Origin of the sequence: Stenotrophomonas sp. GZD-301 (assembly GCF_049310345.1) — a bacterium.
GTDB lineage: Bacteria > Pseudomonadota > Gammaproteobacteria > Xanthomonadales > Xanthomonadaceae > Stenotrophomonas.
Window position 1 is genome coordinate 1 of the sequence record NZ_JBMOWY010000037.1, and the last position, 15608, is coordinate 15608.

At 68.7% G+C, this 15608-nt stretch carries 9 protein-coding genes; 6 read left to right on the forward strand and 3 right to left on the reverse strand.

Annotated features, from left to right (window positions below; translation table 11 throughout):
* Window positions 1–194: 194 nt before the first annotated feature.
* The 3 genes from ACO6VK_RS09845 to ACO6VK_RS09855 form a co-directional block, all read right to left on the reverse strand.
* Window positions 195–2531 (reverse strand): family 20 glycosylhydrolase, encoded by a 2337-nt coding sequence (locus ACO6VK_RS09845; protein ID WP_422506686.1) that lies wholly within the window; start codon window positions 2529–2531, stop codon window positions 195–197.
* A gap of 95 nt (window positions 2532–2626) precedes the next feature.
* Window positions 2627–5296 carry a TonB-dependent receptor gene (locus tag ACO6VK_RS09850; RefSeq protein ID WP_422506687.1) on the reverse strand — a complete coding sequence of 890 codons (2670 nt, stop codon included), beginning with the start codon at window positions 5294–5296 and terminating at the stop codon, window positions 2627–2629.
* Window positions 5297–5445: 149 nt separating this feature from the next.
* Window positions 5446–6417: a glucokinase family protein gene (locus tag ACO6VK_RS09855; protein WP_422506722.1), complete on the reverse strand. Its 972-nt coding sequence runs from the start codon at window positions 6415–6417 to the stop codon at window positions 5446–5448.
* 417 nt (window positions 6418–6834) lie between these two features.
* Here ACO6VK_RS09855 and ACO6VK_RS09860 point away from each other — a divergent pair, with 417 nt between their 5' ends.
* The 6 genes from ACO6VK_RS09860 to ACO6VK_RS09885 all read left to right on the forward strand — a co-directional run bounded on the left by ACO6VK_RS09860 (window position 6835) and on the right by ACO6VK_RS09885 (window position 15601).
* A complete protein-coding gene (locus tag ACO6VK_RS09860) occupies window positions 6835–8127 on the forward strand; it encodes a sugar MFS transporter (protein ID WP_422506688.1) in 1293 nt (430 codons plus the stop codon).
* Between the two features lie 42 nt (window positions 8128–8169).
* Window positions 8170–9237 (forward strand): LacI family DNA-binding transcriptional regulator, encoded by a 1068-nt coding sequence (locus tag ACO6VK_RS09865; RefSeq protein ID WP_026070492.1) that lies wholly within the window; start codon window positions 8170–8172, stop codon window positions 9235–9237.
* A 6-nt stretch (window positions 9238–9243) separates the two neighbouring features.
* Window positions 9244–10272: an SIS domain-containing protein gene (locus ACO6VK_RS09870; protein WP_422506689.1), complete on the forward strand. Its 1029-nt coding sequence runs from the start codon at window positions 9244–9246 to the stop codon at window positions 10270–10272.
* Entirely contained in the window at window positions 10272–11420 is a 1149-nt protein-coding gene (gene nagA / locus ACO6VK_RS09875; protein ID WP_422506690.1) for an N-acetylglucosamine-6-phosphate deacetylase, read from the forward strand. The genes ACO6VK_RS09870 and nagA overlap by 1 nt, the downstream gene beginning before the upstream one ends.
* On the forward strand, window positions 11417–12481 hold the full coding sequence (locus tag ACO6VK_RS09880) for an acyltransferase family protein (RefSeq protein ID WP_422506691.1): 1065 nt from the start codon (window positions 11417–11419) through the stop codon (window positions 12479–12481). The genes nagA and ACO6VK_RS09880 overlap by 4 nt, the downstream gene beginning before the upstream one ends.
* Window positions 12482–12616: 135 nt before the next feature.
* Window positions 12617–15601, forward strand: a complete 2985-nt coding sequence (locus ACO6VK_RS09885) for an autotransporter domain-containing protein (protein ID WP_422506692.1) — start codon at window positions 12617–12619, stop codon at window positions 15599–15601.
* Window positions 15602–15608: the final 7 nt, after the last annotated feature.

A 15608-nucleotide genomic window follows, 5' to 3' on the forward strand; every position in this document is an offset into this window, starting at 1 on the left:
AGCAGGCGGCCGGCATGACGGCCAGCCAGCGGCCGGCATGACCGCCGGCAGGCGGCCGGCATGACCGCCAGCAGGCGGCCGGCATGACGGCCAGCCAGCGGCCGGCATGACCGCCAGCCAGCGGCCGGCATGGCCGCCAGCCAGCGGCCGGCATGACCGTCGGTCAGCGGCCGGCACGACCTGCGGTGTTTACCCTACTTCGGCAGCAGGGTCAGTTCGTCCAGCACCCACATCGTCGGCCGGGTGTCGCCGGTGAAGCGCACGCACAGGTTCTGCGTGCCCTTCAGCGACCGCGGCAGCGCGGCTTCCAGGGTGATGAAACCGTCCTTGCCGGGCGCGGCCGGCAGCGGCACGGTCGCCAGCGGGGTGCCATCGCACTGGCCGTTGAGGATGTCCATTTCGCCGTGCGCGCTCCGTGCGGGGCTGAATTTCCGCTGCGGTTCGTCGTGGGCGAGCTGGAAGTAGTACGGAATCTGGCCGGCACGCACGCGCAGGCGCGCGATGCCGTCCAGGTCCGCGTCCTGCCAGAACCAGCACGGATTGAAGATGTTGACGTTGAAGATCGCCCGCGTGCCGTCGGCCGGGCCGTCGTCTTCCAGCCGCAGCAGCAGCTTGCCCTCGCCCGGGCACAGCGCCAGGTGCTCGTCGGTGCGGCTGAGCAGCGAGGCGGCGGTGATGTCGAAGCGGCTGGCCGCCCGGGCCAGGGCCTTGCCGTCGAAGAACGCGGCCGCCTGCAGCGCGACCGGCAGCGGCTGCTGCAGGGGGGTGCTGTAGCGCGGCGACTGCGGGGTGACCGCGCTGCCATCGGTGCTGTAGCGGATCTCGTAGCCCAGCGGGTTGTGCAGCGTCAGCGTGGCGGTGCCGGCCTTGCGGTCGTCGCGGCTGTCCAGTTCCACCTCGAACGGGGTCTGCGCGTAGGCGATGCCCATCGCCTGCCACCGCTGCAGCTGGGTCGGCAGACGCGCGAGGAAGTCGCCGTAGTCGCGACGATCGCGCGGCGACCAGCCGGTTTCGGCCACGGCGGCCAGCCGCGGGAACAGGTTGTGCTGCAGGCGCGCGTAGCTGCGCGTGTGCTCGGTGAACATGTTGGCCTGCAGGCCGAGGATGTGCTGCTGCTTGTCGCGGGCCAGCGCATCGGGCACCGGCTCGAAGCCGTACACGCGCGCCAGCGGCGTGGTCAGCGGCCGGCCCGGCGGCTCGTTGTCCGAGGCGGTCTGCAGGTAGTCCATGTACATATCGGTGACCGGCGACATGATCACGTCATGGCCTTCGCTGGCGGCCTTCAGGCCCCCTTCGGTGCCGCGCCAGGACATCACCGTGGCTTCCGGCGGCAGGCCGCCTTCGAGGATCTCGTCCCAGCCGATCAGGCGGCGGTCGTGCTGCTCCAGGTATTTCTCCAGGCGCTTGATCAGGTGGCTCTGCATCTCCATCTCGTTGCCCGCGCCCAGCTCGCGCATGCGCGCCTGCACCCGCGCCGAGGCTTCCCACTGGTCCTTGACCGCTTCATCGCCGCCCACATGCACGTACTTGGCGGGGAACAGGGCGATCACTTCCTCCAGCACGTTCTCCAGGAACTGGAACGTGCTTTCCTCGGTGTTGAACAGGTTCGGGAACACACCCCATTCGCTCAACGGCGTGAGCGGGGTGTCCAGCGTGCCGAGTTCGGGATAGGCGGCAATCGCGGCGGTGGCGTGGCCGGGCACGTCGATTTCCGGAATCACCTGGATGTGGCGCGCGGCCGCATAGGCGATCACCTCGCGGATCTGCTCCTGGGTGTAGAACCCGCAGTACGGGCGCGGCGCTCCGGTGGCCGGATCGCGGCCGCCGTCGCCGGCGGGAATGCGGCAGCTGCCGACCCCGGTGAGCTTCGGATAGCGCTTGATCTCCATGCGCCAGCCCTGGTCATCGGTGAGATGCCAATGGAAGGTATTGAGCTTCTGTTCGGCCATCGCGTCGAGCACGCGCTTGATCTCGTCCAGGCTCTGGAAGTGGCGTGCCGAATCGAGCATCAGCCCGCGCCAGCTGAAACGCGGGGCGTCGTCGATGCGCAGCGCCGGCACGGTGCCGCCTGCGCCGGCCGTGGCCAGCTGCGACAGCGTCGCCGCACCGTAGAACAGACCTGCTTCCGTGGCGGCCTGCACGGTCACGCCGGTGCTGCCGGTGCGCAGCTGGTAGCCTTCCGCGCCGGTCTTGAGTGCCTTGTCCAGCACGAAGCGCACACCGTCCTTGCCGCGGCCGGCCTGCACCTGCAGCGCCGGGCCGCCGCTGTCGCGCAGCAGCGTGGTGAACTGCCCCGCCACGCGGCGTGCGGCATCGCCATCGGCATGGACCGGCGTGGTGGCGGTGACGGTATAACCGGCACCGTCAATGCGTTCGACCTTGGCCGGCACGGGCATCAACGGCAGCGAGCCGGGCAGGGCGCGCGGGCCATCCGGCGCCTGGGCATCGGCGGCATGGGCCAGCGGTGCGAGGGAAACGGCCAGTGCGAAGGTCAGCAGCGACAGCGAGGTACGACGGGTGCGGGTGTGCATCGGGTCATTCCTTTGTAGCGAATCGGGTCCACCTGTAAAAACGGGCCCGGAGGTCCGGGCCCGTCGTTCAGGCGTTCAGCAGGGTGTGGCGTGGATCAGTACTTGAAGCGGAAGTTCAGATAGTACTGGCGGCCGTTGCTGTAGAACGAGGTCGGGATGGCCGAGCTCTGGTAGTACTTGTACGTCGGGTTGTTGAGGTTCAGCGCATCGAAGCTGACGCTCAGCCAGTCGGTGGCCTTGTAGCTCAGCGATGCCGACAGCGTGCCGAACGCATCCTGGTAGTACGGATTGGCGCCGGACAGGCTGATCAGGAACTCCGAACGGTAGGTGTAGCTCAGGCGTGCGCCGAAGGTGTCGTTCTCGAAGTAGGCACCGACGTTGTAGGTGTTCTTCGAGGTACCCAGCAGGTTGTTGGTGCCATCGGCCCAGGTGTGCGAGGAGCTGCCATCGGCGTAGGTGTAGTTGGCATTGACGCCGAAGTACTCGCCGATCGGCTGTTCGTACACCAGTTCCAGGCCGCTGACCTTGCCATCGGCATTGATCGGTGCGGACACCTGGTAGGCCTCAAGCTGATGGGTCAGCTCGCTGAACAGCATCTGGGTCTGCACGTCGAAGGCGATGTAGTCCTTCATGTTCATCGAGAACACGCCGGCCGACAGCAGGCCGCGCGGCATGAAATACCACTCCAGGTTGGCGTCCAGGTTGGTCGACACCGTCGGCTTGAGCTTCGGGTTGCCGCCGCCGCCGGTCTTGTTCAGATCCGAACCCCACGACGATGCACCCAGGGCCGAGTAGTCCGGCAGAGTCTGCGTCTGCGAGGCGGCGAAGCGGAACACCAGGTCTTCGGCCAGGTCGAACTTCAGGTTGGCGCTGGGCAGCACGCGGCTGTGCTTGTTCTCGAAGGCCTGCGCCTTCCACATGCCGAACAGGCTGCGCACATCGGCATTGGCCGCATCCTGCACGGCCAGGTAGGTGTCGATGTCCTGCTTGATGTTGACGTAGCGCAGGCCGAAGTTGCCGGCCCAGCGATCGCCGCTCAGGTTGGCCTGCACGTAGGCGCCAAAGTTCTTCTCGGCGACCTTCCACTCGGCGCCGTAGTTGTGGCGACCGTCGGGACCGTCGTTGTTGGCCAGCCAGGTGGAGTTGTTGAGGATCGCGTCCTTCAGTGCATCCGGGGTGAAGTACCACAGGTTGCGCGGGAAGGTGCCACCGATGTCCTTGGCGAAGCCGCCCGGATAGTTGGCGGTGGCGCCGTTCTGCAGTGCGGCCCAGATGTTGCCCGGGGTGGCGCCTTCCGGCGACAGTGCTTCACGCTTGTGGTCGGCATAGCGCACGCCGAAGTCGATCGAGCTCAGGGCGCCGCTGGTGAAGTACTGGCTGAAGTCCAGGTTGACCCAGTCTTCCTTGTCTTCGGCGGTCACTTCCTGGTTGCCCCAGGTGCCGAAGCTGGTGACGCCGCTCGGACCGATGTTGCCGCCGACGTTCCAGTCGATCGGCGAGCCATTGCCGTGCGTGCTCCAGCTGGCGCCACCGCCGTTGGCTGCGGTGACTTCGGCGATGAACTGGCGCGGGGTCGAGCCGGTGCCCTTGGTGGTGCCGACCTGGAACTTGGAGTTCAGGTTGTCGTTGATCTGCCAGTCCGCGTCGAAGGTGACGTAGTTGGTCTTGGCGGTGGCTTCGCGGTAGATCATGTCGTACACCGCGTAGTCGGTGCCCGGACGACCGGTGTAGGTGGCGTTGGTCAGCACGCCATCCTTGATGGTGTAGCCCGGGTCCGGCGCCTGCGACTTGGCGAAGCTGTTGCCGAACATCATGAAGTTGCGGTTGTAGTTGTTGGCCTCCATCTTCGAGCTGAACCCGCTCAGGGCCAAGGTCAGATCGTCGGTCGGCTTGAACTCCAGCGTGACCAGGCCGCCCTTGCGCTCGCGGGTCTGCTCGAACAGGGTCGAACCCAGCAGGCCGGGCACGTTGACGCCGATCAGGTCCGGGTTGGTCGCGGCGACCGGGTCGGTAGCGGCGATCTTGAAGAAGCCGCCGGGAATTTCCTGCGCTTCGCGGCGCAGCTCGCGCTTCTGGTAGAAGCCCTGCAGCAGGACGCCGAAGCGGCCGTCGTCGCTCTTGTAGTTGAACAGGGCCGACAGCTGCGGATCGGTCGAATCGGCCTGGTCCGAATTCACCGCACCCACCGACGCTTCGGCGGTGAACTTGTTGGCGAAGCCGAGCGGAGTGCGGGTGACGATGTTGACGGTGCCGGTGGTGCCGCCGTCCTGCAGCTTGGCCTGCGAGGACTTGTTCACTTCCACCGAGCTGACCAGCTCGGACGGCAGCAGCGAGTAGCTGACGCTGCGGCCGACGTTGTTGCCCTGGCTGAGCACGAACCAGTCGGCCGAGGCCACGGTGTGGCCGTTGATCAGGGTCTGGGTCAGGCTCGGGCTGGTGCCGCGCAGGCTGACGCGATCGGCTTCGTCGAAGCCGCCTTCATCGGCGCTGGACGAGCTGATGTTGACGCCGGGCAGCCGCTGCAGGGTGTCGGCGACGTTGTGCGCCGGCAGCTTCCCCACGTCCTCGGCGGTGACCACTTCCAGGCGCGCGTTGGCTTCGCGCTTGGTGTCCAGCGATTTCTCCATCGAGCCGCGGATACCGGTGACCTGCACGGTGTCCAGGTCGGTGGCGGTCGGGGCGGAAGCGGGGGCCTGCTGCGCGTGGGCGCTGAAGGCAAGGCAGCTGACGATCGCTGCAGAAAGCAGGGTCTTGCGGGTGTTCATGATGTCTCTCCTCATCACTCGATGGTTGCCGGCTGCGGCGGTCGTTTTGCGGTTGCGTTGGCCTGCGCGGGTGTAGAGCATCCCGGGCGGTGTCGTGCCACGTAGTGCGTGCTGCGTTTTCGGTACGGTGATCGATGCTGCGAAACGGATCAGGCGTCCTGACGGCCCAGGTACCAGCTGGCGGCGCCGATGACGCCCAGCTGCCCGTGCTCGACCACCTTCACGGGAATGCGTTCCAGCGCTTCGCGCATCGGCCCCTTGTTGAGGTAGCGCGCGACGAAACTGCTGTTCAACAGGAATTCGCGGATCTGCGGCAGGATGCCGCCGGCCAGGTACACCCCGCCGGTGACGCCGTACTGCAGGGCCATGTCGCCGATCGTGCTGCCGAGCAGGCCGCAGAACACCTCCAGCGCCTGTCGCGCCTGCGCGTCCTGGTCGGCCATCGCCGCGGCGGTGATCGCATCCGGGCTGGCCAGCGTGGGGGTCTGGCCGTTGATCGCGCACAGCGCGCGGTACAGATTCATCAGCCCCGGGCCGGACAGTGCCTGCTCGACCGACACGTGCGAACGGTCGCGCAGCATCTGCCGCACGATCGCCATTTCAAGTTCAGTGGTGGTGGCCAGGGTCGGCTGGCCGGCTTCGGTGGCCAGCACCACCGCGCCGTGCGGGGTGGGGATCCACACCGCGGCACCCAGCCCGGTTCCCGGGCCGACCACCAGGGTCGGGCCGCGCGGCGCGGTGGCCGGGCCGGTCAGCTGCAGCACGCCGCTGGCATCGACCTGGGCGGCGGCGTAGGCCACTGCTTCAAAGTCGTTGACGATATAGACCTGGTCCAGGCCGACCTCGCGTTCGATCTGCCGGGCCGACAGCGGCCACGGCACATTGGCGGTGATCACCGTGCCGTCGTCGCGGGCATAGCCGGCGGTAGCCACCACGCAGTGGGCCGGACGCGGGCTGTCGGCGAGGAAGTCGGCCAGGATCGCGCTCAGCCCGGGATAGTCGGCATTGCGGAACTTGCGGTACTCCAGCAGCTGCACCGGATGGGCCGGATCCTGGCTGGCCTGGACCCGGGCGACCCGCACATGCGTCCCGCCCACATCGGCGGCCAGGAACGGCGGCAGCGCCGCGGAGGCGGCATGGGCCTGGACAGAGTGGGCAGCTGCGGTCACACGGACTCCCTTGGGTGCGCACGGCCAGGCTGGTGCCCGGCGATTGAGGCGGAGTCTGTAATCGTTCTGACAACGATGTCAACGATAACCTCACACTTTCGATGGTGCGCTGCAACGGGCGGTTGCGCGGGAAAACGTTTTCACCGCACTGCCGTCATGTTTTCGCAAACTCCCTGAAAACCGGGGGTGTACGCCGGCCCTGCTGGCGCGGCGCGGTGGTTTGCGCAGGTGCAGCATGACCGTATGACAGCGCGAGGCCGCAGCAAGTTGTTGACAAAGACAGCGGGCGCGTCGAATAAATGTGACAACGTTGTTCCCAGCCACTCTTCCGATGCCGCCCCGCGCGCCGTCGATGCAGGAGCCTTCCAGATGTCTGCAGTGCCTGCTGCTTCCGCGCGTTCCAGCGTGGTCACCTCGATCCTGATCATCGGCGTGCTGTTCTTCCTGATCGGCTTCTTCACCTGGCTCAACGGCCCGCTGATCACCTTCGTCAAACTGGCCTTCGAGCTGGACGAAGTCGGCGCCTTCCTGGTGCTGATGGTGTTCTACCTGTCCTATTTCTTCCTGGCGCTGCCGGCGTCGTGGATCCTCAAGCGCACCGGCATGAAGAAAGGCCTGAGCCTGAGCCTGCTGGTGATGGCCGGCGGCGCGGTGGTGTTTGCCCACTACGCGCAGCAGCGCTGGTATCCCGGCGCGCTCAGTGGCCTGTTCATCATCGGCAGCGGGCTGGCCCTGCTGCAGACGGCGGTGAACCCGTACATCAGCATCCTCGGCCCGATCGAGACCGCCGCGCGGCGCATCGCGCTGATGGGCATCTGCAACAAGATCGCCGGCATGCTCGCCCCGGTACTGATCGGCACCCTTGTTCTGCACGGCATCGGCGACCTGGATGCGCAGGTGAAGGTTGCCGATGCGGCGTCCAAAACGGTGCTGCTCAACGACTTCGCGGCCAAGATCCAGCTGCCGTACATGGCGATGGCCGGGCTGCTGGTGGTGCTGGCGGTCGGCGTGCTGTTCTCGCCGCTGCCGGAGCTGAAGACCTCCGAGGCCAACGCCACTCCGGCACGCGCGGCCGGCGTGGCCGAACGCACCAGCATCTTCCAGTTCCCGCACCTGTGGCTGGGCGTGTTGTGTCTGTTCGTGTATGTCGGCGTGGAAGTGATGGCCGGCGACGCGATCGGTACCTACGGCCACGGCTTCGACCTGCCGCTGGACCAGACCAAGATGTTCACCTCGATCACCCTCGGCGCGATGCTGGTGGGCTACCTGGTCGGGTTGGCGCTGATTCCGCACCTGGTCTCGCAGTCGCGCTACCTGAGCATCTCGGCGGTGCTCGGCGTGGTGTTCTGCGCCGGGGCACTGCTCACCCACGGCTATGTGTCGGTGGGCTTCGTGGCCGCGCTGGGCTTTGCCAACGCAATGATGTGGCCGGCCATCTTCCCGCTGGCCATCCGTGGCCTGGGCCGCTTCACCGAGACCGGCTCGGCGCTGCTGGTGATGGCCATCGCCGGTGGCGCGATCATCCCGCAGGCGTTCGCGGTGCTGAAGCAGCATTTCGACTTCCAGTGGGTGTTCGCCGGCCTGATGATCCCGTGCTACCTGTACATCCTGTTCTACTCGGTCCGGGGCCACCGGGTCGGCCTGTCCCGCGACGGCCAGTGATCGGCGATCATGGACGCTCCACGGAACCCGCAGGACAAGAGCATGCGCAGAGCGACCATCAAGGATGTCGCCGAACGGGCCAAGGTGTCGTTGAAGACCGTTTCGCGCGTCATCAACAATGAGCCTTCGGTGATGCAGGCCACGCGGGCACGCGTGCTGCGCGCCATCGCCGAGCTGGATTACGAGCCCGATCCCGCTGCGCGCAACCTGCGCACCGGCACCACGCTGGTGGTCGGGCTGGTCTACGACAACCCCAACCCGTACCACATCATCGGTGTGCAGAACGGCGTGCTGGCGGCGTGCCGGGAGACCGGCTTCGGGCTGCAGATCCATCCGTGCGACTCCAGCTCGCCGATGCTGGCCGAGGAGCTGGCCGACTGGGTGCAGCGTTCGCGGCTGGCCGGGCTGGTGCTGACCGCGCCGATGTCCGAACGGCGGGACCTGGTCGCGGCGCTGACCGCGCGCGGCATCAAGCTGGTGCGCATCATCGCCGCCACCGCCGACCCGGAAGACGGTGCCTGCGTGTTCGTCGACGACCGCGAGGCCGCCTACGAGATCACCGAGCACCTGATCCAGCTCGGCCACCAGCGCATCGGGTTCCTGTGGGGCGGCAGCTCGCACCGCTCCAGCGGCGAGCGCCATGCCGGCTACGAGGCGGCGCTGCGCGACTACGGCATGACCATCGACAAGCACCTGGTGGTGCAGGGCGACTACACCTTCGACGACGGCTTCCGCGGCGCCCGCCGCCTGCTGGCGCTGCGCGAGCCGCCCACCGCGATCTTCGGCTCCAACGACGAAATCGCCGCCGGCGTGCTGGCGGCGGCCAAGTCGGCCGGCATGAACGTGCCGTATGACCTGTCCATCGCCGGCTTCGAGGACAGCCCGTTCTCGCGCCAGTCGTGGCCGCCGCTGACCACCGCCAAGCAGGCCACCGAGGACATCGCCCGGCACGCCGCGCGCCTGCTGATCGCGCAGCTGCGCAGCGATGCCTACGACGATGCGCCGCTGCAGCTGCAGAACCAGGGCTTCGTCCCGCAACTGGTGGTGCGCGGTTCCACCGCTCCGATGCGCCCGCAGGGTGCACGCCCTCCCTCTCCTGAAACGACCTGAGTCCCCATGTCCCTGCCTGCTCCCCACGAGACCCTGATGTACCGCGAAGCCGCGGAAGCCGCCGACGTGATCGCCGCGCAGTTCGCGCGCAACCAGGTCGCGGTGGAAACGCTGGCGGCGAGCCTGCGCGCTGCGCCGCCGCCGTTCGTGGTGACCTGCGCGCGGGGCAGCTCGGACCATGCCGCCACCTATGCCAAGTACCTGCTGGAAACGCGGCTGGGGCTGGTCACCGCGTCGGCGTCGCCGTCGGTGGGCTCGGTTTATGAGGCACCGCTGCAGCTGCGCGGGGCGCTGTACATCGTGATTTCGCAGTCCGGCAAGAGCCCGGACCTGCTGCGCAACGCCGAGGCCGCGCGTGCGGCCGGTGCGCGCGTGGTGGCGCTGGTCAACGTGGAGGATTCACCGCTGGCGCAGCTGGCCGAGACGGTGATTCCGCTCGGCGCCGGTGCCGAGCGCAGCGTGGCGGCGACCAAGAGCTACCTTGCCTCGCTGTCGGCGATCCTGCAGCTGGTGGCGTACTGGAGCCAGGACGCGGCATTGATCGCCGCGTTGCGGGTGCTGCCCGACGCGCTGCGCCAGGCCTGGAACAGCGACTGGTCGTCGCTCACCGACGGTCTGGTGCCGGCGCACAACCTGTTCGTGCTCGGGCGCGGTCTGGGCCTGGGCGCGGCGCAGGAAGCGGCGTTGAAGTTCAAGGAAACCTGCGGCCTGCATGCCGAAGCCTACAGCTCGGCCGAGGTCAAGCACGGGCCGATGGCGCTGGTTGGCCCGGGCTTCCCGGTGCTGGCCTTTGCCCAACCCGATGAAACCGGCGCCGGCACCCGCGCGGTGGTGCAGGAGTTCGCCGCGCGTGACGCGCAGGTGTGGCTGGCCGATGTTGGCGGCGACCTGGCGCTGCCGGCTGCGCCGCACCCGGCGTGCGCACCGCTGCTGGCGGTGCAGGCCTTCTACCGCGCGATCAACGCGCTGGCGCTGCGTCGCGGCCACAATCCCGACCTGCCGCCGCATCTGAACAAGGTGACGGAAACCGTCTGATGAAAACCGTCCTGCGCAACGCCCGCATCCTGGCCGGTGACGACTTCCGCGACGATCTCGCCGTGGTGATCGAAAGTGGCCGCATCACCGCGCTGGTCTCCGACGCCGCGCCCACGCTCGGCCAGGCCGACGAACAGGTGGACCTTGGCGGCGGCTGGCTGCTGCCGGGCTTCATCGATGCCCAGGTCAATGGCGGCGGCGGCGTGCTGTTCAACAACACGCCGGACGTGGCCACGCTGCGCACGCTGGCGCAGGCGCATCGGCGCTTCGGTACCACCGGTCTGCTGCCGACGCTGATCAGCGATGATCTGCAAGTGATGCGCAGTGCCATCGCCGCCACGCGCCAGGCGATCATCGACGGCGTGCCGGGCGTGCTCGGCATCCACCTGGAAGGGCCGTACATCGCGCCGGCGCGCAAGGGCACCCACGATGCCAGCAAGTTCCGCGTGCCCGATGCGGCCGAGATCGCGCTGGCAGCCTCGCTGGACAACGGCGTGACGCTGCTGACGCTGGCGCCGGAACGGGTGCCGCTGGACAGCATCCGCGCGCTGGTCGAGCGTGGCGTGGTGGTGGCCGCCGGCCATACCGCGGCCAGCTATGAAGAAGCCCGTGCCGGCCTGGAGGCGGGCATCCGCGGGTTCACCCATCTGTACAACGCGATGTCGCCGTTGACCGGCCGCGAGCCGGGCGCGGTCGGCGCGGCGCTGGAAGACCGCGACAGCTGGGTCGGCATCATCGCCGACGGTGTGCATGTGCATCCGGCCAGTCTGCGCGTGGCGCTGGCGGCCAAGCCGCGTGGCAAGGTCATGCTGGTCACTGACGCGATGCCGCCGGTGGGGGCCGATGACCCCAGCTACGTACTGTATGGCGAGGTCATTACCGCCGTGGATGGCGTGGTGCGCAATGCGGCCGGCTCGCTGGCCGGCTCGGCGCTGGACATGGCCACCGCCGTACGCAACGCGGTGCAGCTGCTGGGGCTGCCGCTGGCCGAGGCGGCGCGCATGGCGTCGACCTATCCGGCCGAGTTCCTCAACCTGGATGATCGTTACGGCCACATCGCCGAAGGCCATCGCGCCGATCTGGTGCTGCTGGACGATGCGCTGCAGGTGCGCAGTACCTGGATCGGCGGTCAGCGCGAAGACGCATGACCACCGCCGCATCCCCGCGCATGGGCTCGATCGACGCGCTGCGCGGGCTGACCGTCGCGGCGATGCTGCTGGTCAACAATCCGGGTGACTGGGGGCATGTGTACGCCCCGTTGCTGCACGCCGACTGGCATGGCTTCACCCCGACCGACCTGATCTTCCCGCTGTTCCTGTTCATCGCGGGCGTGTCGATGGCGTTCAGCCTGGCGCCGCGTGCGCACGACCCGGCGACGCGGCCGGCGCTGCGCCGCGGGTTGCTGCAGCGCGCGCTGCGGATTGTGCTGGCCGGTGCGTTGCTGCATCTGCTGGCATGGTGGCTGTTCGAGCTGCCGGCCTACCGGTTGTGGGGCGTGCTGCAGCGGATCGCACTGTGCGTGGCGGTGGTGGGCCTGTTGGCGATCCACACCCGTGCGCGTACGCAATGGGCGGTGATGGTCGTCCTGTTGCTGGGCTACGGCATCGTGCTGCTGAGCGGGGCGTCGCTCGACCCGTGGGTGAATGTGGCCAGCCGCCTGGATACCGCGCTGTTCGCGCCGATGCTCTACAAATACACCGCCGCAACCGGACTGGGCCACGATCCGGAAGGCCTGCTCAGCAGCGCCGGTGCAGTGGCCACCACACTGCTGGGCCTGCGTGCCGGTGCCTGGCTGCGTGCCGGCCAGTTGGGCCGGCTGGGCGGCCTGGCCATCGCATGCCTGGCGCTGGGCGCGCTGGCAACGCTGTGGCTGCCGCTCAACAAGAACCTGTGGACGCCCAGCTTCGTACTGTGGGCAGGCGGATGGTCGGTGGCGGCATTGCTGGCCGCGCACCTGCTGGTGGACCGTGCGGGCGCTCCGGCGGTGGGCCGGCGCTTCGGCGTCAACGCGATTGCGGCCTACCTCGGTTCATCGGCGATGTCGCTGGTGCTGGTGGCGAGCGGCGTGTGGGCGGGAGCCTACACCTGGCTGGCGGCGCGGCTGCCATCGGCGTCGCTGGCATCGCTGTGCTGCGCGCTGGCATTCGTGGCGCTGTGGTGGGGCGTGATGTGGGTACTGGACCGGCGACGGATCTACCTGAAAATCTGAACAGGGCACCGCGTTTTCAGCGCTGCCGGCATTGACCGGAGCATCACTCCCGCTCCGTATAACTACCGGGGCCGGTCTGCGTGGTTCCACTGTTTGGCCGGTGTCGTATTTCCCGCCCCCGCAAAGGACAGGTGTATGCGCACCACGCCCGCCACACCGGCACCCACGTTGTTGGCCGTCTGCACGGCGCACTGGATCGCACTGGGCCGCGGCAGTGCGGTTGGCACGCTGTTGCTGGTGGCCGCCGCGCCGGCCTGGGCGGGCTGCGATACGCCCGCGCCCACTGCGGGCCAGACCGTCACCTGTACGGCCGCGGCGCCCAATCCGCAGACGGTGGGCATCGCCGGTGCGGCCGGCGCCTCGAACATCACCATCAACGTGGGCAGTGCCGCGCAGGTGGCCGTTGCCAGCGGCGCGGCCATCGTGCTGCCGGGCGGGACCGGTCACCTGATCAACAACGAGGGCCGCCTGGCGACCGCCGCCGGTACCGCGCTGCAGCTGGGTGGCAGCAGCCGCGTGGTCAATCGCGGTGTCATTGCCGGCACCACCGGCGGCATCGTCTCCGGTGCCGGCGACGATCGGCTGGAAATGCTCGCCGGCAGCATCAGCGGGAGCGTGCAGCAGGGCGAAGGGCGCGACGCGCTGGTGCTGCGTGGCGGTGTCATCGATGCCGTGGCGCAGGGCGACGGTGACGACCTGTTCGAGATCAGCGACGGCAGCGTGACCGGGCTGGTAAGCCAGGGCAATGGTCTCGACACCTTTTTGATGACCGGCGGCACTGTCGGCGCCCTCGCGCAGGGCGATGGTACCGACCGCTTCCGCATGACCGGCGGACGCATCATCGGTGGCTTCGACGACGGCGACTATGCCGAAATGACCGGCGGCCAGATCGGCCGCGTGAATCTGAAGCTGGAGGACAACACCTTCCTGATGTCCGGCGGCACCATCGACGGGAATCTCGTCGCCGCGTTCGGCAACGACACCATCGTGGTATCCGACGGCTACATCGGCGGCAACATCAGCGTCAGCGGTGGCAACGACAGCCTGACCCTCAGCGGCGGCACCGTACGTGGCGAAGTCCGGCTCAGCCTCGGCAACGACCGCATGGACTGGCACGACGGCGGCGTGGTGTACGGCCTCGTCGATTTCGGCGATGGCGATGACGTGGCCACGCTCGCCAACCTCAATGCCAGCCACCTCGGCGCACTGCCGCGCTTCGACGGCGGCGCGGGCAACGACGCGCTGAGCATGCGCAACGTCACCACCAACGGCGTCGCGCGCTTTACCGGCTGGGAGCGCATCGCGCTCACCGGCGATACCCAGCTCACCGTCGACGGCACGCTGCTGCTTGGCGATGTGGGCACCGGTACCGGCAGTCTCGCTGTTGATGCCACCAGCGCGTTGTTCGCCACGGGCACCAGCGCCAGCATCGCGCCGTTCACTGCCGGCCAGCTGGCCACCGTCACCAATGCCGGGCGCGTCGACCTGACGAGCGGCGGCAGCGTTCCCGGCACCGCGTTCACGCTCGTCGGCAACTACGTCGGCAACAGCGGTGCGCTGTACCTGCGCACGGTGCTGGGCGACGACAGTTCGCCGTCGGACCGGCTGGTAATCGCCAACGGCACCGCCAGCGGCACCACCGGCATCGGCGTACGCAACGTCGGAGGTGCCGGCGCGGCGACCCTCGCCGACGGCATCCTGGTGGTGCAGGCGACCAATGGCGCCACCACCACCAACGACGCGTTCGCCCTGTACAACACGCTCGCGGCGGGCGCCTTCGAGTACTTCCTGTTCAAGGGCGGCGTGAGCGCGGGCAGCGGCGAGAACTGGTATCTGCGTTCGACCCTCGTGGCCAGCGCGACACCGGCGCCCGCACCGCCTCCGGCCACCCCGGAGCCGCCGCCGGCGCCGGCGCCCCCGGACGCCCTTGGCACGCCGCCGCCGCCACTGCCGCCGCCACCGGCCGTCATTCCGGTCGATCCCGATCCGCTGGTGCCCGAGCCCGCCGCGCCGCCGGAACCGCCGGCACCGCCGCCCGTGGCGCCGCCTGCGGTCGATACGCCGCCACCGGTGCCCACCGAGGTGGCGGCGGTACCGTCGCCCGTGGCCGAGCCGCCCACGCCAGGCGCGCGCGCGGCCGAAGGCGATGTCGTGCCGCTGTACCGTATCGAGACGCCCACCTACGCGGTGGTGCCGCTGCTGCTGCGCCAGACCAGCCTGCTGAGTCTGGGCACCTTCCACGAGCGCCAGGGCGAGCAGCGCCTGCTCGCCGGGGAGGGCGGCGTGCGTGCCGCGTGGGCGCGGCTGATCGGCGCGAGCCATGAGCAGCACTGGGCGGGCGACGCGCAGCCAGGGTTCGACGGCGACATCCAGGGCGTGCAGGCCGGTCTGGATCTGTACGCGAACGCCGGCGACAGCGTGCGCGACCAGGTCGGCGTGTTCGTCGGCCGGACCCGTGCACAGGGCAACGTCACCGGCTTCGCGGTGGGCTGGGAGAACCTGGTGGTCGGCCGCACGCGGCTGGACGACAAACACGTGGGCCTGTACTGGACGCGGGTCGGCCGCGAGGGCGGCTATCTCGATGCGGTGCTGATGCAGAGCCGCTACGACGGCGACGCACGCTCGGCCCGCGGGCTGGGCATCGATGTGCGCGGCGAGGGCACCACCGCGTCGCTGGAAGTGGGCAGGCCGCTGCTGCGCTTCGGCCAGTCGGCCTGGTGGCTGGAGCCGCAGCTGCAGGTGATCTGGCAGCGCAACGACATCGACGACGCGGGCGATCTGTTCGCGGCGGTGCACTTCGACAGCGACAGTGCCTGGGCCGGCCGCGTCGGCCTGCGCCTGGCCGCCGACTACGACATCGCCGGCAACGGCTGGCAGCCGTACCTCAAGGTGAACTACTGGCAGGCGCTGGACGGGCAGGACCGGATCGACTTCGACCGCAACCGCATCGTCAACCAGCAGGACTACCGGGCGCTGGAAGTCGGTGTGGGCGTGGTCGCGCGCTTCAATGCCAACGTCAGCGCCTTCGCGGTGGTCGACTACACGCGCGACCTGGAGAGCAGCCGGCAGCAGGAGCAGCGCAGCATCGAGGGCAATCTCGGGCTGCGGTTCGACTGGTAGCTGGCGG

Excerpts from the sequence above, each read along its gene's own strand:
- ACO6VK_RS09845 (WP_422506686.1), bottom strand. The coding sequence starts at position 2,531 with ATGCACACCCGCACCCGTCGTACCTCGCTGTCGCTGCTGACCTTCGCA.
- ACO6VK_RS09885 (WP_422506692.1), top strand. The coding sequence starts at position 12,617 with ATGCGCACCACGCCCGCCACACCGGCACCCACGTTGTTGGCCGTCTGC.
- ACO6VK_RS09860 (WP_422506688.1), top strand. The coding sequence starts at position 6,835 with ATGTCTGCAGTGCCTGCTGCTTCCGCGCGTTCCAGCGTGGTCACCTCG.
- ACO6VK_RS09850 (WP_422506687.1), bottom strand. The coding sequence starts at position 5,296 with ATGAACACCCGCAAGACCCTGCTTTCTGCAGCGATCGTCAGCTGCCTT.
- ACO6VK_RS09870 (WP_422506689.1), top strand. The coding sequence starts at position 9,244 with ATGTCCCTGCCTGCTCCCCACGAGACCCTGATGTACCGCGAAGCCGCG.
- nagA (WP_422506690.1), top strand. The coding sequence starts at position 10,272 with ATGAAAACCGTCCTGCGCAACGCCCGCATCCTGGCCGGTGACGACTTC.
- ACO6VK_RS09865 (WP_026070492.1), top strand. The coding sequence starts at position 8,170 with ATGCGCAGAGCGACCATCAAGGATGTCGCCGAACGGGCCAAGGTGTCG.
- ACO6VK_RS09880 (WP_422506691.1), top strand. The coding sequence starts at position 11,417 with ATGACCACCGCCGCATCCCCGCGCATGGGCTCGATCGACGCGCTGCGC.